Origin of the sequence: Bacteroides faecis (genome assembly GCF_020091505.1) — a bacterium.
Lineage (GTDB): Bacteria > Bacteroidota > Bacteroidia > Bacteroidales > Bacteroidaceae > Bacteroides > Bacteroides faecis.
The window spans coordinates 1610337-1626909 of the sequence record NZ_CP081916.1; the positions used below are offsets into that span (position 1 = coordinate 1610337).

General features: G+C 39.5%; 11 protein-coding genes. All 11 read right to left on the reverse strand.

The window, feature by feature from the left end:
- Positions 1-1611 carry a phosphodiester glycosidase family protein gene (locus K6V30_RS06475; protein WP_055269081.1) on the reverse strand — a complete coding sequence of 537 codons (1611 nt, stop codon included), beginning with the start codon at positions 1609-1611 and terminating at the stop codon, positions 1-3.
- Positions 1612-1648: 37 nt separating this feature from the next.
- A complete protein-coding gene (locus K6V30_RS06480) occupies positions 1649-3673 on the reverse strand; it encodes a DUF6259 domain-containing protein (protein WP_224207267.1) in 2025 nt (674 codons plus the stop codon).
- A 26-nt stretch (positions 3674-3699) separates the two neighbouring features.
- Positions 3700-5949 carry an alpha-amylase family protein gene (locus K6V30_RS06485; protein ID WP_055269083.1) on the reverse strand — a complete coding sequence of 750 codons (2250 nt, stop codon included), beginning with the start codon at positions 5947-5949 and terminating at the stop codon, positions 3700-3702.
- A gap of 16 nt (positions 5950-5965) precedes the next feature.
- Positions 5966-7390, reverse strand: coding sequence for a sialate O-acetylesterase (locus K6V30_RS06490; protein WP_008767100.1), 1425 nt, complete (start codon positions 7388-7390; stop codon positions 5966-5968).
- Positions 7391-7405: 15 nt separating this feature from the next.
- Positions 7406-9019: a beta-N-acetylhexosaminidase gene (locus K6V30_RS06495; RefSeq protein ID WP_055269084.1), complete on the reverse strand. Its 1614-nt coding sequence runs from the start codon at positions 9017-9019 to the stop codon at positions 7406-7408.
- An 18-nt stretch (positions 9020-9037) separates the two neighbouring features.
- The gene (locus K6V30_RS06500; RefSeq protein WP_055269085.1) at positions 9038-9283 is read right to left on the reverse strand and encodes a hypothetical protein; all 246 of its coding nucleotides are present in this window, start codon (positions 9281-9283) and stop codon (positions 9038-9040) included.
- 181 nt (positions 9284-9464) lie between these two features.
- Positions 9465-10337, reverse strand: a complete 873-nt coding sequence (locus K6V30_RS06505) for a 3-keto-disaccharide hydrolase (protein WP_055269086.1) — start codon at positions 10335-10337, stop codon at positions 9465-9467.
- 23 nt (positions 10338-10360) lie between these two features.
- Positions 10361-11833, reverse strand: a complete 1473-nt coding sequence (locus tag K6V30_RS06510; RefSeq protein ID WP_055269167.1) for a Gfo/Idh/MocA family protein — start codon at positions 11831-11833, stop codon at positions 10361-10363.
- 13 nt (positions 11834-11846) lie between these two features.
- Positions 11847-12932 carry a Gfo/Idh/MocA family protein gene (locus K6V30_RS06515; RefSeq protein ID WP_055269087.1) on the reverse strand — a complete coding sequence of 362 codons (1086 nt, stop codon included), beginning with the start codon at positions 12930-12932 and terminating at the stop codon, positions 11847-11849.
- Positions 12933-13037: 105 nt separating this feature from the next.
- Positions 13038-14858, reverse strand: coding sequence for a DUF5018 domain-containing protein (locus tag K6V30_RS06520; RefSeq protein WP_055269088.1), 1821 nt, complete (start codon positions 14856-14858; stop codon positions 13038-13040).
- A gap of 21 nt (positions 14859-14879) precedes the next feature.
- Positions 14880-16562 (reverse strand): RagB/SusD family nutrient uptake outer membrane protein, encoded by a 1683-nt coding sequence (locus K6V30_RS06525; protein ID WP_055269168.1) that lies wholly within the window; start codon positions 16560-16562, stop codon positions 14880-14882.
- Positions 16563-16573 lie beyond the last annotated feature (11 nt).

A 16573-nucleotide genomic window follows, 5' to 3' on the forward strand; every position in this document is an offset into this window, starting at 1 on the left:
CTAATTCTTCTTGAAGAATCCAATTGTAGAAACGACTGCCCGGTTTCCTCCGGTCATGTCATTCAAGTGTTCGTCTCCTACAACCATTCCGGTAGAACCTCCGCCATCAAGATTAATAGCTCCTACACAGCCTAATCCTTTCATTATTTGTGCCAGTTCTGTTAAAGTAGCTCCACCACTGGCGGTAATACGTCCGTCACATATGAATATGACCACTTTTCCATCTTCACGATAACCGATTGCTGTACGGTCCGGGGTTACATTCGCTCCGAAAATGTCATACGGAATGATTTCATAGTTACTGAGATAGTAATCTGTGCCCTTTGATGTCTCTGTAAAATCGAATGGGATTTTTTTGTCTTTCAGTAATACAGGACCTGCACTTAAAGCATATTTAGGACTCCAGCTAATTGCGGCAGTCGGATTTTCATTAGTGACAATTCCATATTTATTTTCTCCTTTGACAGATGGCAAAGGACGGTCGAAATAGAAAACATTACTGGAGGCATCCGTTCCTGTCCAAACAACATTCGGTTTGCCTGAAGCATCTACGCCGAATGTTCCTCTTGTCACATTATACATACTGTTGTATTCTGTATCGCCAGTTTTTAGTGACCCCCGAACGGCTGAAACAGAGCCCGATTTAATGGAATTGATAACAGCTATTCCTGTATGGTTTCCATTATAGAAGTATCCTCCATTGACCAATAAATAACAGTCTCCATTGAATGATGCAGATTGCGTGTCGATGGTTGCGGGAGAAGATGGTATGTGGACACGTACTTCTACCTTACCGGTAGAGAGATCACCAATGGCGTACCATGCATGGAAATTACTACCATTTAAATTACTGGTGGTTTCGTACAGTTCGATTTCTGCCGGCAATGTAGACTTAGTCAGTTTATTCCATGTCAATTGGATCGCTTGTGGCTCTGTTTCCAAGGAAACAGTCGACTCTGCACTGTAATAAGTACCGGTAGAGGTTGTCAGGAAGGCACGTACTTTATAGGATTTGCCATAGTCGAGTAAGGTATTCGGAATCACTTGAAATACTTTTCCGTCTTCAGCAACTTCCGGTCCGTTTTGCTTTTGATCATTGATAGTGGGTGTGTTTTCGGTACTCCAGCATAAACCATATTTTACGTTGGTTTGTCCAGCTATGTTTGTCACTTGATAAGAGGAACTGATACAAGTTGAGTTTGCTTTGATACTTCCTATGATTGCGATGCTTGGCTCGTCACCGAGGGCTACCAACCGATAGAGCTCGTAAATGGCACGTGAAGTATTCGTAGCCGAGAATGCTCTTACTCCGAAATAGTATATGTTTCCTTCTTCCAGACCATTTTCGATTGTATATTCTGTGACATTTGCGGATACCTTGGCTATTTCTATATTTTCACTGGTATCTGCTTTTCTTAATAAGATGCTGAATCCGGTTTCATTATTACTATTGTCTTTCCAACGTAGTAATACTTTGGTTTTTCCCATTCTTTCTATGGTTATGTCTGAAGGTGCTTGTACGCTTGCAGACTGTTCGTCGCCGTCATTGTCACTTGAGCAGGCTCCGAAGGCACATGTTAATAATATTGCTATAAATATAATCTGTTTCATTTTACTGTACTATTTATTGTTTGATTACAAAGACTGTTTATTTGCTGATTCTGATCGCATCAAGTGCTTTAACGGTTATTTGTTTTTTATTAGGCAGTGTAACCTTGTGTTCTTGTTCACTCATGTTTACTATAAGGTATACGTGTTCGCCTGATACACTAGCCCATTCTGCCGCTAATACTACCGGAGTTATTTCATAGTTGGGTATCTCTTGCGTTGGGTTATCACCAGTTGGAATTATTTCCTGTATAAAACGGCCTCCCAAGAATAAATCATGTTGTTGACGGCGGAAATCTGTCAGATTTTTCAGAAATTTAGCTTCCCTTTTCGCATCTGGGCGCATCAACAGACTGGGCTCTACCCATCCTAACTGAGAACCCCATAACAGACTACGCATACTCATGAAATTCAAAGAACCGTCTGTGATACGCCAAGGGATGTAGGTGTATCCGCTATAGATGCAACGGTCAGAATAAATGAGCGGAAACAACGGAACCATTTTTGTATAGCTGTTGTGCGGAGAATTGACAACTAACATCATGTCAAACAGGTCAATATAGCACTCTGCATTTTCTTCTGTTGTCATGGCTTGGTTCTCTTTGTATAGATTTGTGCGCATTTCGGTGAGTAAACTGCGGTAGGCAAAAGGCCACCAGTCACCACCGCCAGGTGCATGTCCGTGGTTGGTTGCATAGCAGGGTTCGCTGTTGGCGCAACCTATCTGATCCATATATACACCGTTCGTTTTTAGTTCAGTTAATATCTGTTTGTTGACTCCTTTCAGAATATCTCTCCAAATATAAGAGGATGGGCAGGTTACGGTATTTAATACCTTTGAGCTATATACTTCTGTATATAATGTACCATCAGCTTTGCGACAAGAGGCATCTTTACCATTAAGCGTTTTATAGCTGTCTGTTGCTGGATCCCATAGACGACCGTTAATATATGGAGTAATAAATCCTCCAAGTTCCTGTGTTTCTTTAATCATCTCTTTGAATCCTGCTTTTTCGGGAAAGTATTCCGGATATTTAGTATCGAAACGATGATTGTGCCAATAATACCAATGCAATCCGACTCCTTTTCCATAGTATTTCATCGCTTTACGTACTGCTTCCATTGTTTCAGCATTTACTTCTCCCGGCCGTAGCCACATATCAGCGTTTTTGATCCATTCTGCTATAGGACGTTCTGAAATAGTTTTTGCACCCCACAGTGTTTCGAAAGTAAATGGACGATACCATTGTACTGCAGCGTCCTGCCATCCCTTTTGGGTAAATCCCATCACTGTTTCCCAAGGAATGCAGAACTTCTTGTTTTGAGTCCAGGCATAGGATGTTGTCACATTCTGAATAAATACAAGACTTTTTCCTTCACTTTTCATTCTGAATACTTTGCCAGATCCCCCTTTGTCTTGTGCGGCAAAGTAGACTGTGCCTCCTTTATGATGCATCAGCACTAACTGCATTGTGCCTGTACACGAAGGATAACGTGATTGCAGTTGTCCTTCATTGCCGATTGTGTATTCGGTCCCGAATCCGACAGGAAGAATTCCTTTTGCTCCTTCCGGTCTGTTTACAGCAATACGGGGAAATTCAGATTCTGTAATCACCCATCCTTCCGGCATTTCTGCTTCAATGCGCCATTCCGGTAGTTCGGCATCTTTACCTAATGTGACTAATATGCGTACCGGACACGTCGGTCCTGCATCTATAACCATTTGCCAGGTGAATATTAATGTTGAGGCATCTTGAGTTTTTTGTATCTCGCCTCCTTTATATTCGCCCCATCGGGGCATTAAGGTCGGGTTCTCTCCGTTGGGACCCCGATAGATTAGTTGCCACGGATGTGTTGTACTTCCATCTACAGGCAATATGTTCATGCCATCCATGCGGAATTCCTTGAATAAGAATTCTTTTCCGTTGGCAAACACTAATTCAACATTCTTGTTTTTTAATACAAAGTTTCCATTTTCATTTTTAGCAGTCACTGAGGCTGATAAAGTTCCAAAACATTGTAAATAGCATAATATGCTAATAATACCGGTTATCATATTTCTCATATACAAAAGATTAGGATGAATAATTTCTATTTAATAATTTCGATGCTTTTTCTGAATAATTTTATTACTTCCTCTTGTGGAAGAGCGGTTTCCAATATGAGACGCCCTGCTGCGGGGAGGATACTTTTGCTTCCTGCTGACCGGATAGGTATTCTTTTACCACTCTCATTCATCAAAGACAGCTTGTTTTTTTCTATATCAAGAGTGAGTTGCCCTGTACCGTTCATATGCCAATAAATGATACAAGTCCTTCCTGCTTTCTGGAAAATGAATGCCCGGATTGGCTTTTCGTCATCCTTGGTTATTTGACGATAGGGGTATAACTGATAATTTCCTTTTTTATCTTTCATCAGAAGATATTCTTGTTCGGGATTTTTGAGTAATTCTTTCTGTTTGTCTGTCAGGACACCTTGAAGTTTTACTTCTTCCCACATTTTGATAACTCTCAGGTTATCTTCCGTACGAGGATGATTCTGTAACTCTTTTAAATTGCCAACTAATGATATGGGAGAATTCCATGCGACAGCTTTGCTGCAAATATATTCATACATGTCTGGTTGCATGCCTATTGTCTTGTCGTTGGGAGCCAAGTAATTCACCCATCCGAAATTGACAGAAGTAAAATCTTTGGCTATCTGCTCTGCACATCGAAGTGTATACTTCTTCATTGCCGGACGGATACGTTCCGGAGGGAATATATCGAAAGCATTCCCACGACTTAAAATATGCCATCCATAATGTGATTTCAATGCTCCTTCTGCAAATAATGGAGTTGGTTTCATTTCGTTGTATACTATCATCTGAGAGCGGGAGACATTATACCAATAAGGCATCGGTACATCTTCCGCACCATCAAAATAGACAAAACGAAAGCCTGCTTCGTGGTAGATTTTTCCTAAACGTTCGGCAATCTCTTTTTGGATTCCTGTATTTTGGTTGACACGGATAAACAGGGGCCAGTCATCTACATCCAATAGTCTGAAATGTTGTCCTTTGTCATGTGAGGCTGCTTTTGAGTTAAATACTCCCCGTACACATCCCGTAAATTGATATGGTGGTTCGGTGGTATAGTTCTCATAAGTGACAAGCTCGTTGTCAATTTGCAGGAGACGTCGTCCTTTCTCCATACGTACGCCTTCCGGATTACCTTCTATAGTGATGATAGTACTTAAATCATCTAATGGTTCCGAGAGAATAAATTCGCGTACATGGTTGGTGCGGGAGTCCGGTATGCCGTTGTTGATATATGGGTCATTCACTGCTACTTTGGAATAATGAATATGAATGCCGGGTATCATGCCTGCTGCTTTGATTTTATTAGTGATTTCCTGTAAATCTTTCATTCCATTCGGATATTCTTTTCTCCATTCATAATGTCCGCAAGCTTTGGCGAAATCAACATAATAGACGACAATGGATTTGAAACCACCTTTTTGAGCATATGCAATATGTTCATCTATATTTTTAGTCGTGACATCACGTAGCTCATAATAGGAGTACTGATATTCTTTACGTTGGCGACTTTCTACTCCTAAAGGCATATGATAGTCACGTTCTACTTTATCAATACAGGTTAGCAGTTTTTCTTTTGAAGTAGTAATCAGTGCTGCACCGGAATTGAAAAGTTTCACTTGAAAATCAAGTCCTGCATACATCGTAGTATATTCCTTGTTTGCAAAAGCATCGATATAGGTGGTCGGATGGGTGCCTAGCAGGCATATGGCTGTCTGTTCATCCCATGATACATTCAGCCACTCACCAAAGTTCTCACGTTTACGTACTGGTAATTGTAATAATGAGATTTCATCTATTTCAGTTTTGCGTTTTACCCCAAAATCTTCGATACGATAATCAATTTGCTTCAGAGTGAAACCTATATAATAATCTGTGATATTTAACTCTATGATGGCAATGTCATAGGTATCCTGAAATTCTATACGTAATTCATTTCCGTTACGTTCAATTTTATTGGACGGGAAGGTGCGTGGCTTTGCAGGAAACATTAGGAAGTTTTCATTATCGTAAGGACGGTATTGGGTAATAGCGCATAAAGGTACATCTGCATTTGTTATCAGACATTCCTCTCCCGTAGCTTTGTGTATCAGGCTGCGTGCTTTTCCGTCATTGCTAATAATTAGACGCATTTCCGCGTTCTCTATGACCACATCATTGTTTTCTTTCTGTTCATTAGGCATAGCTATACAAAATTGTGGCAACAATGTCGACACAAGCCAGACTAATAAAACCGGATATGTATAATATATTCTTTTCATCATTTATTTTATGTTTTTATTACCACTTATCTGTGCGAAATGGTCTGACCGGCAGATTGCGTGTATTAATCAGATTTCCTTTCAGGAAATTCCGAAAACAGTAACGAACGGCAACGGGAGATTTGACTGTTGGGGATTTGACAATTACTGTATGATCCTTCTGATTTAAAGAGGCCTCTGCCGGATAAAAGACTTTATCTGAACCTGCAATCTCAAATCCGGAGATATTCATCCAGGGGCTTAATCCTTTTTCTGCATGGGAAAAGGAGATTTCAATTGTCTCTCCGTTGATTTTCATGCTTTTATAAGATGGATATTCGGATTCTATTCCCTGATATCCGTATGTCTTATTTAAGGACATATATGCGAGGCGTTCTCCAATCCCTTTTTTATTGTGAGGATGCACTTGAGGAGCTTCGTATGTCTCTACTAAGTCGTTTGTTCCGATCATACCACTATTGGGAATGAGTGAAAGCGCCTTTTGTTGAGCTTCCCGCAATAATGCTCCTATGTAGCCATCTTCTTTATATTCACAGGCAAATGGGACTGTCTCAACATAGTAGAAAGGCAGGTCTCCTTGTTTCCATATTGATCGCCAATGTTTTACCATTGTAGCTAGGCGTTCGGCGTATGTTCTGCTACTTCTTACATTACTTTCTCCTTGATACCAGATAAAACCTTTTATTGTATATTTGTGACAGGGGTATAAAATTCCATTATACATTAACATCGATTGTAAATAGACTGGTGTCTTGTCACTTCCTATTAAAGTCAGGTCTTCATCCTTGTAGGTTTGTAGTATTTCCTTAGGTAGCCAACCTTCTACTCTTGAGCCTCCCCATGCACAGGTGATAACTCCTATAGGAATCTGCAAGGTCCGTTGTAAAGTTAATGCATAATGATAGGCGGCTGCACTAAACTTCGGAGCATTTTCCGTAGTTGGTTGCTGCCAGCTTCCTTCTGCATACTCCTGTGGAGATAGTTTTACTGTCGGCTTTATGGTTACCATTCGTATTCCCGGATGATTGGGAGCATCTGCTATGACATTATTGGAGTCGCTTATGGGACAATAATCAAATCCGTTCAAAGGCATTACCATATTTGATTGTCCGGCACATAACCAGACTTCTCCGATCAGGAGGTGCTGCAAAGTGACAGATTGTTCTCCATCCGTCAGTGTTAATGTATATTCTTCGAAACTGGCAGCAGGCGTTGTGATCTGTAATTCCCAACACCCCTTTTCGTCAGCATGGGTTTTGACTTCCTTATTTGCCCATGAAGGAGTTACTACAACAGTAGAATTTGGAGTCGCTTTTCCCCAGATTCGTACATTGCTTTTTTGCTGTAAGACCATATTGTCACTAAGTAGTGGAGGCAATTTGACTTTTGCCTCCATATTGATGCTCCACAGTACAATTATTAAAAAGTAGATAAGAATCTTCATGTAGCATTTCTTTTTTTAGTCACGGAAATCCATTTGTATTTTTTCTTTCTTTTTGATGACAGGACCAGCCGGTTCCGGATGGTGCTGAGGATTACGATAATCAAAGTAATAAATATTCAGCTTATCAAATAAGGTGAATGCATCTTCCATACGTGACAGGAACTTGTCGTAGTCTTTGACTGTCGGTGCGGACCAAGCTGATTCTGCCAGTGCGCAGAGGCGGGGAAAGATCATGAAATCTACCCGATCTTTAGTATGCATTAGTTCCGTCCATGTATTGGCCTGTATGCCTTTGACATGTGAGAGGTCAGAGGCTGACACTCCCCATTCGGCAAACCATTTGTCGGGGAAAGCATATACATCTTCTATTGGGCAGAATCCGTCCCAGATTCGTCCCCATTTGTGGTCTTTATATTGTACGAAGTCAAAATAAAGCGGTTTGCGCGGACACATGATAGTCGAATATCCTTTGGTCAGTGATCTGCGCAGGTAATCGGGTTTATCATGCCTCCACCACATAATGATAGTATTATCTTGCTTTACATTCAAGTCGAGAAGTTCATCCCAACCGACTAAAGTTTTACTTAGTGAGTTTACTACATCTGTCATTCTATGCATAAAGTAGCGTTCTGCTTCCTTTACAGTTTGTAACCCTTCGCGTTTCAATAGTGCTTGTACATGTGGGTCTGTTTCCCATGCCTTGATTCCGTAAGCTACTTCGTCGCCTCCGATATGTAAATATGGAGAAGGGAATAAGGCAGCTATTTCTTTTAGTATATTAGTCAGATAAGTATAAGTTTCTTCTTTGCCAACGTTAAAAGTGAATTCCGGATGTTCTTCCGTTCCTCCGCCTGAGTATTCCGGGTAAGCTTTATTGGCTGCTGTGGCATGTCCGGGCATGTCTATTTCGGGTATAATTTCAATATGACGTTCTTTGGCATATGCTATGATATCACGGATCTGCTCTTGTGTATAATATTGTGCCGGTGTATCCGGATCACTATGGCAACCTTCTCCTCCTATAGTTGCCAGTTTAGGGTATTGTTTAATTTCGATTCTCCATCCTTGTGCGTCTGTCAGATGCCAATGGAAGCGATTCATCTTATAATATGCCATCAGGTCAAGGATTTGTTTTACCCTTTTTTCGCCGGAAAAGTGACGTGCTTCATCAAGCATATATCCTCTCCATTCATAACGCGGGGCGTCTTCTATCGTTCCACATCTTAGATCTCCGTTGGTTAACTGCTGTAATAGCGTTTGAATACCATAGAAAACTCCAGCTGGACTTCCTCCTTTGATTAGGACCTGTTTGGGGGCGATAATCAGCTGATAGCCCTCTTTGTTTTGGAGTCTATTGTCTAATGATAAGTTGATTCCTTTCGCAGCTTTTTTGCCGGGGATTACTTTCATTTTATAGTTTAAATCTGCGAGTTTCTTTTCAAGGAATGCTGCTTCTTTATATAAACTGGCATCCAGATAGTGGATTTTCTGACCCGATTTGAGTTTACACGTTTCTGCTTGCATGGTGACTTCAGCAGGATAGGGGATAACCCGTACCTGTTCTTGTGCTTGCAGGCTCATGAACAAACTTAGATAGACTATTGCCAAGGTTGTAAGTAATAGTTTCATGTTTCTTGGTTTTATTAGTTATTTAATAATAATTATAGGATTTTCTCCATGTAAATCCTCTATGGATACTGTCGCAGTGATGGTACGGGTCTCATTAGGGAACAATGAAATGAAGTTATCACTCCAGAATACCGGATTTACGACTTCTTTTGTTTTTTCTCTTTGTATCTTTTTTATTAGTTTGATTACTTCGTAGCTTTTTTCAGACTGCGAAATACATATAATCAACGCTTCCAAGCTTATTAATGAAATTTGATAATGCAATAATTCTCCTGTTTTCAGAGCATATGTCGGGATCTTATATGAATTAAGTAATGATGCAGTTGCTCTTGTATTTTTTGGAAGAAAGATGGCATAGTATAAATAAATGTTTTATATTTTATATCAAGAGAGGTCACTATAAATTTTTGTAATAGAAATCCTCTCTTGATAATGCTAATAATAATTAATCAAGGATTTTTATGCGGATGTTACGATACCATACGTCATCACCATGATCTTGAAAGCCAATGAATCCTTCTCTGTTGTCACCACCACAGTTATTTAATAATTGAAATGCTAAAGGACGTTCTTGCTCGCTAAACTTACTGGATTGCAGTAAATCTGTCCATTCTCGTGTCCATAGATGATATTCAAGAACGTTCTCATCGTTTTGGCCATGAACAACCGTACCTTTGTATACCATAATTTTTGCTTTATTCCATTCTCCGGCAGGTTTGGCATTTTGTGGAATAGCAGGGATCAAGTCATATAAAGAAGCTGATTGCCGATTATTGCTTTTGCCTAATTGAGCATCTGGGTGAACTGCATTATCTAATATCTGGTATTCAGGTGCAGACATAAAAAGCATTTCTAATCGATCGTTTCCATCTTTGTCTTTAGATGTGACTTCTTGTCCTAAGTAGAAAATTCCGGAATTACCGCCTTTGGATATTTTCCATTCTAATTCCAGTTCAAAGTTTTTAAATTTATGTGCGAAGATTAGGTCACCACCGTCACTATTTTGAGCTTCTCCAATACCACTCCCATTGAATTTAATACTACCGTCTTCGATGGTCCATTTAGATGGAACTTGTTCTTTACCATATCCACGCCAACCTTTGAACGTTTCTCCGTCAAAAAGGGTGATATAGCCATCTTTGTCAATGGGAAATTGTATACTGTCAATCTCAGAAGCTTTTAATGATTTGGAACACGATAAAGTTATGAAGTTAGATGAGGTGTCATCTTGTGATACTGCAACTTTCTTATTGCCGTTGCAAGATACCAAAACTCCGGCTATAAGACTATAAATTAGTGGATAAAATTGATTTCTCATGATTCTAAATTAATGTTTAATAGTTAATTATTGGGCATATCCGGTAACTTCCATCCATCTCGGTAAGTATGCTTGATTAATTCCTGAGCAAATGCTTGAGCATTTATTGGGTCTGTCCATTGTTTATTGAAGGTTGGATGCCCATCTTTAATCGTAAAGCCATCTTTGATGACTGTTTGGATGGTAGCATTAGGGTCTATGTTTGTGAATTTCATGTTGAGACCATCCCATAACAATTCTTGATTTAGTGATTGAAGCCTGATAGCAAGTACTCCCATTACTACCATCTCATTGAAAGGTCCTGCTTCTTTGAAGGGAGAAGTAGTCTGAATACGGCTTGAGGCATTTTCCTTGCAGGCACGTACAAAGTCCATTTCATGAGTTTCTTTAACTTCACGTAATACTGGTGGACATTTAGGATCTCTACCGGAGAGTAACCAAGGTTTTCTTCCGTAGCATCCGCAGATCAATGTGTCTTTTGTTCCGTGGAAAATGACACCTCCACCATCTACATTCAAATTTTTGTTTTGAGGGAAACCTTTTGGACGCATTGGTTTCATGCCGCCATCATACCAATAAACTTCCACTTCTGGCATTGCAACTTTCGGCATATTATCGCGAGCTGGGAATGTGAATTTAACCATTTGAGCATTGGGAGCACAATCTGTCATAAGCAATGTCGAACTACCTTGTACTTTAGTAGGATATCCTAATTTTAATCCTTTAAATACCGGATGAAGAACATGACATGCCATATCACCTAATGCACCTGTACCAAAATCCCACCAACCTCGCCAGTTCCAAGGAGTATAAATAGGATTATAATCACGGTACTGAGCAGGACCGAGGAACAAATCCCAATTTAATGTCTTGGGTACTCTTTCTGCCTTGTCTGGTCGACTAAGTCCTTGGGGCCAGATAGGACGATCAGTAAATGCTTCTACTTTAGTGATTTCACCAATTTCTCCGTTCCATATCCATTCGCAGATCTTGCGGACACCAGCTCCTGAAGCGCCTTGGTTTCCCATTTGGGTAGCAATATTATATTTATCTGCGAGTTTGGTTAATAGGCGTGATTCATATACGGTGTGTGTTAATGGCTTCTCACAATATATATGTTTTCCCATTGTGATGGCTTCTGCCGCAATAAGAGCATGGGTATGGTCAGGGGTTGCTATCATTACAGCGTCCGCTGATTTGCCCAATTCATCAAACATTTTGCGATAATCATAATAACGTTTTGCTTTAGGGTATTCATCAAATACATGTCCGCTATATTTCCAGTCTACATCACAAAGCCCAATAATATTTTGGCTGGACATGCTGCGGATTGCACTAGCACCACGTCCACCAATTCCAATGCCAAGGATGTTTAACTTATCACTGGGTGAGATATGGTCATGGCTCATACCTAGAATTGAATTAGGAGCTATTGTGATACCGGCTAATGCGGCAGCTCCAGTTTTTAGGAATTTTCTTCTTGAAAAATCTGACATAGTATTATTGTATTTATTTAATAAGATTATACCTATGGCTCTGTAGTAATCCGTATCCATTTTTCAGGTGTTTCCTTCGTTCACGGATTTCTTCAAGAGTTTGTAGTTCACCAATTGCCGGAAGAACATGCTGGTGGGCATCTTTCAGAAAGAGCCATGCATTCTCTGAGGCAATAGCGGAATCTCGTATGAATGGTAGTCGGGGATTACGTTTTCCTGTTTTGATGGAATCAGCAAATAATTTGCATAATACATCTATGTTCTTACCGCCAAATGGTCTTTCTAAGTGTAGTGTTTCGTGAACTCCGTGAAGATCAACTACAGCAGTTTGGAAATCATGCGTCATGCGTACAATTCCCTTTGTACCAATAATATCAACATAGGAATTGTGTGTCTGGTTTTTTGATAATTGGCCATATACAAACCCCTGTGTAATATCAAATACTACTCCGTTCTGAAAGGTCCCATGACATTGTATCCACCAAGGTTCTTTATAGTTCCACATGTTGACTCCTTGTGCATGCCAGGTTTTGTATTCACTGTTAGCATACCATCGGGCAATATCTACATAATGCATTCCGCAATCGTGGAATGCCGGACCTTCATATTCGTGGCCTTCACCAGGAACAAGTCCGGGAGTCATATGGCAAATACGAAGAATTGCTAATTCTCCGATTTCACCTTGTTCAATAAACTGTTTGATAGTCTGGTGATACCAAGAATTGCGTAGATATAAATTGACAGTGGAGAAGCGATCATACTTTTCTGTGAGATTTACTACTTCCCATTCTTTATCAATGGTATCAGACACTGGTTTCTCTGATATGATATGTTTTCCACTTTGAATAGCTTGCTCGATTTGTCTTTTTCGAGAGTCAGCGAGTGCAAAGAGACCTACTACCTGTACATCTTTATCTGCGAAGACAATACGTTCATCTGTGATGGTTTTGGATTCGGGTGATAATAATTTGGCAAGTTCTAGAGCATCTGTATTTACATCACAGATGTATACAATGTCCCATTGACCGCTTTTTTGCATTTCTTTTAGATAAAACTGTCCCATGCGCCCAAAACCTATCAGACCAACTTTTATTTTCATGACCAATTATAATATTTACAGGAATATAGATAAACAATTCCAATTTTAGGAAATCAAAAGTCGATAAGCTTTTGGGGCAATATCGACTTTTGATTGAAACAATGATTATAGATTATACTTCGTTAATTCATATGCTATAATACCATGGTCAGTAGTTAACATGTAAACTTGTATAGAGTTACCGTCAGCACTATGACCGATAGCTATGTCGCCTGTTGAGTTTGGATTTTCACCGATTGCATTATAGAATGAAGTCATTCCGGTTAGAGAACTGTTATTCCCATTGGGTCCAGTTGGTCCGAATGCAGGGTCATAATTGTCCAAGCGTGAATCCATTATTTGTGCGTCTGCCATTGCCGTCGTAGTCATAGAAGTTATATTTCCTATGCAAAGGCGACAATATTGAGGTTTGGAAGTTGTGTTGGAATTTTGGACAGCCACTAGTTTTACACCATTAAATTCGGTATATGCTGTACCAATCAGACTACCACCCCACCAATTACCTTTAGGATCAAATATTATCTGACTTCCTTCTTTGGGAGTATAGATCACATTCTTTCGGGCATTGTTGGAGCTCATAATATAATCACATTCGTCTTCTGTTGTCATAGGAATAGGTTTACTTTGCAGGTACCAGCTATAGAGACCTTTGGCTGAGCCATGTACGGAGATAACTTTTCCATCTTCTGTTTTTACCCGAAGAACCCGGTTCATTACACTATTTGCTAATGACATTAATATGGCAGTTCCGTTTGTAATGTCTCCTTTTATAGATACGGTACGTCCCATATCCCACGTTCCTGTAGTTGCAACACTAGCATTGGTACTACGGAACTGAGCAAAAACATCACTAGTGAGAATATCTTCGGACATAATTTTTGTTGGTGGATTGGTAATGCCGTTTTTCCAAACATAAATCTCGAATAACTGATTTTTGCTCCATGGGTTATTAGCTGCACAGAAAGTTATGGCTACCATGTGATTGGCATCATCTTGTGTGATTGCATGGATAAGTCCGGTAGGCAATCCTGTCGTATTAACTTGTATATCTTTCAGATGTTCACCGCTATAACGGTTTAGGACTACAAAGTCTAAGGTTGTACTACTTACTATCAAATAATTGTTAACTATGGCTAGACTACGGTTATTTGTAGGAACGAAACCTCTAGGATCAGCAGGGGTTGTTTGGAATCCGAATAATAAGGATTTATAGCCGATTCTTCCCGGAGCAACGAAAGAAGGAGTTTGGATTTCGACAGTATACTTCTGCTTGGTAACTCCATCTTGTGCGATAACATAGATGTCTGCCATTTGGCTTAAATCAATATAACCTTCTGAATCCATAGCTGTTGATTCAATAGTAGCCCATGGTGAGGTAAATAGTTGTGCCGAACGTATAGCAGCATCAATAGAGGAAGATGTTTTATAAATAACGATAATCCCATTTTCACCTTCGTTCTCAGGTGATTTGATTGTGATCAATGGATTTGGTATATCCGGTAACACTATTTTAGTAATGAGCGCTGATTTTGATTTAGCATAAATTGCTTTGAAAGTGTAAAGGGTTTTTGTTCCATCTTCTTTGATTAATGTAGATTGGAAGCCTGCAACCAAATCATGAATGCCAGAGATTTCAGGCTCGAATCTTGCACCTGTGGGCATGTTTGCAGTAACTTTCATTTGAGTCAAGTCTCCTTGAATTTTTTCAGTATCCGAGATATAATAAGGGACCTGTACTGTGATAGTACCATTTGCTTCATCGACAATAGCATCATATTGCTTGTCTGCATCGGATATTAGAGATCCTTTAACAGAAAGAATATTAATGTTTTCACTATCGCTTCTTACCAAATCATCTGGCTCTTGACATGCAGTAATGAGAAGGATTGAAGCTAATAAACCGTGAAATAAATATTTCATTTTCATAATTCTTCTTTTTAAATAATATTATTTCCACAAATCATTTTGTTCGCAAAGAATGTTAGTTTGCAACTCGCTAAAAGGAATAGGGAAGATAGTATATCTTTCCGGGAACAAACGATCTTGTGTGTCACATTCTACTTTTTCATAAGCGAAATCATTACCTTTTTTCTCTATCTTGATACCATGCAGACGTTTTTGGTTAAGCGTTTGTACGGCAATCCCCCAACGGATCAAGTCAAAATAACGATGACCTTCCAGACCTAATTCACAAATACGTTCTTTGGCTAAATCAGTTAGGTAGTCACTCCAATTATTTTTTTGTTCTAATTGGGGTAATCCTACGCGGTCACGAATTGTTTTTAAATCAGCATATGCTTTTTCGAACTCATTTTTGCGAGCATATGCTTCTGAACGGATCAGATATATTTCTGCCAATCGCATTTCTATCCAATATTGGCCACTTAAGACATTAGTGAAGTTGTATTCAGGGTCATTACTCATGAATTTGCGAAAGATATAGCCCGTAGTTGATCTATGAACATTGTCTTGTCCAGCTGTGGAGAAGTCCATATATCCGTCATCACCGTCAACATATAGCTGTAGAGTGCGTCCTTTCCATGAAGCCCCGTTATATAAAATAGAAGCGTAAAAGCGAGGCTCGCGATTATCAAAAGGTTTGTTTCCATAAACGTTAAGCTTATCCCAGTCAAAAGCTTGATACACACCATTAACTTTAATGTCAAAAGATGATGCATATTCATCTGAAGGAGTAGCTGCAGCTCCGTTATTAGCTCCACCCGTCCATGGCTTAGAGTCAAATGGCGGACAAAAATATGTATCAAAATTATGTTGTTTCTTATTTTGTCCTTTTTCGTAATATACGGGCAATATTAGTTCTTTGTTATTGACAGATGTGAATATCTTATAATAGCTTTCATAACTCGTGCCAGGAAGTAATGTATAGTCTAGTTTTAATACTTCCTCACACGCTTCAATTGCTTTATCCCAGCGTTTCGCATACAAGGCTGCACGTGCTTGCATGCCATAAGCTGCTCCTTTAGTTAAACGTCCGGCGTCACTATTTGCCCATGATTCAGGTAAATCATTAGCGGCTTTTTTGTATTCTTCCAATATGAAATCCCAGCATTCGGTTTCTGATGAACGAGCTTTTGCTCTTTCTTCTGGGCCGTCTATATACTCCTCAGATGTGCGTAGAATTACGCCTCCATGTCGAATAACTAATTCTTGATAAGCAAAAGCACGCATGAAACGGACCTCTGCAGTACGTGCAGCTACTTCTTCCGGATTTAATCCGTTTCCATATTTTTTTAAGTCATAAAAATATTCATTCAACTGGCGGATACGAGTATACATATCATTCCAGTTAGAACGGAAATTGCCTTGAGGAGTTACGAAGTTACTTTGATAGAAGAAACGATTCATTTTACCTCCATCTACTCCATACCATGAATATTTGATCAAATCACTAGCTCCGTCATCCATCAAACAACTCGCATCTACGTATAATTGTGAGTTTACGTAGAATATGCTATAAAAACCTTTTACATATAAGTCTAGATTTTTGATAGAATTAAAAGCGGTAGTTTCACTGTAATTTCCAGTAGGATCAATATCCAATACGTCGCATGACTGGCATAAACATAAAGCTGTAGCCATGCCTAATATGTATTTTTTTATATTTTTCATATGAATAGTCT

Coding starts and splice junctions, on each gene's coding strand:
- K6V30_RS06475 (WP_055269081.1), bottom strand. CDS start 1,611: ATGAAACAGATTATATTTATAGCAATATTATTAACATGTGCCTTCGGA.
- K6V30_RS06495 (WP_055269084.1), bottom strand. CDS start 9,019: ATGAAACTATTACTTACAACCTTGGCAATAGTCTATCTAAGTTTGTTC.
- K6V30_RS06515 (WP_055269087.1), bottom strand. CDS start 12,932: ATGAAAATAAAAGTTGGTCTGATAGGTTTTGGGCGCATGGGACAGTTT.
- K6V30_RS06485 (WP_055269083.1), bottom strand. CDS start 5,949: ATGATGAAAAGAATATATTATACATATCCGGTTTTATTAGTCTGGCTT.
- K6V30_RS06480 (WP_224207267.1), bottom strand. CDS start 3,673: ATGAGAAATATGATAACCGGTATTATTAGCATATTATGCTATTTACAA.
- K6V30_RS06505 (WP_055269086.1), bottom strand. CDS start 10,337: ATGAGAAATCAATTTTATCCACTAATTTATAGTCTTATAGCCGGAGTT.
- K6V30_RS06510 (WP_055269167.1), bottom strand. CDS start 11,833: ATGTCAGATTTTTCAAGAAGAAAATTCCTAAAAACTGGAGCTGCCGCA.
- K6V30_RS06520 (WP_055269088.1), bottom strand. CDS start 14,858: ATGAAAATGAAATATTTATTTCACGGTTTATTAGCTTCAATCCTTCTC.
- K6V30_RS06525 (WP_055269168.1), bottom strand. CDS start 16,562: ATGAAAAATATAAAAAAATACATATTAGGCATGGCTACAGCTTTATGT.
- K6V30_RS06490 (WP_008767100.1), bottom strand. CDS start 7,390: ATGAAGATTCTTATCTACTTTTTAATAATTGTACTGTGGAGCATCAAT.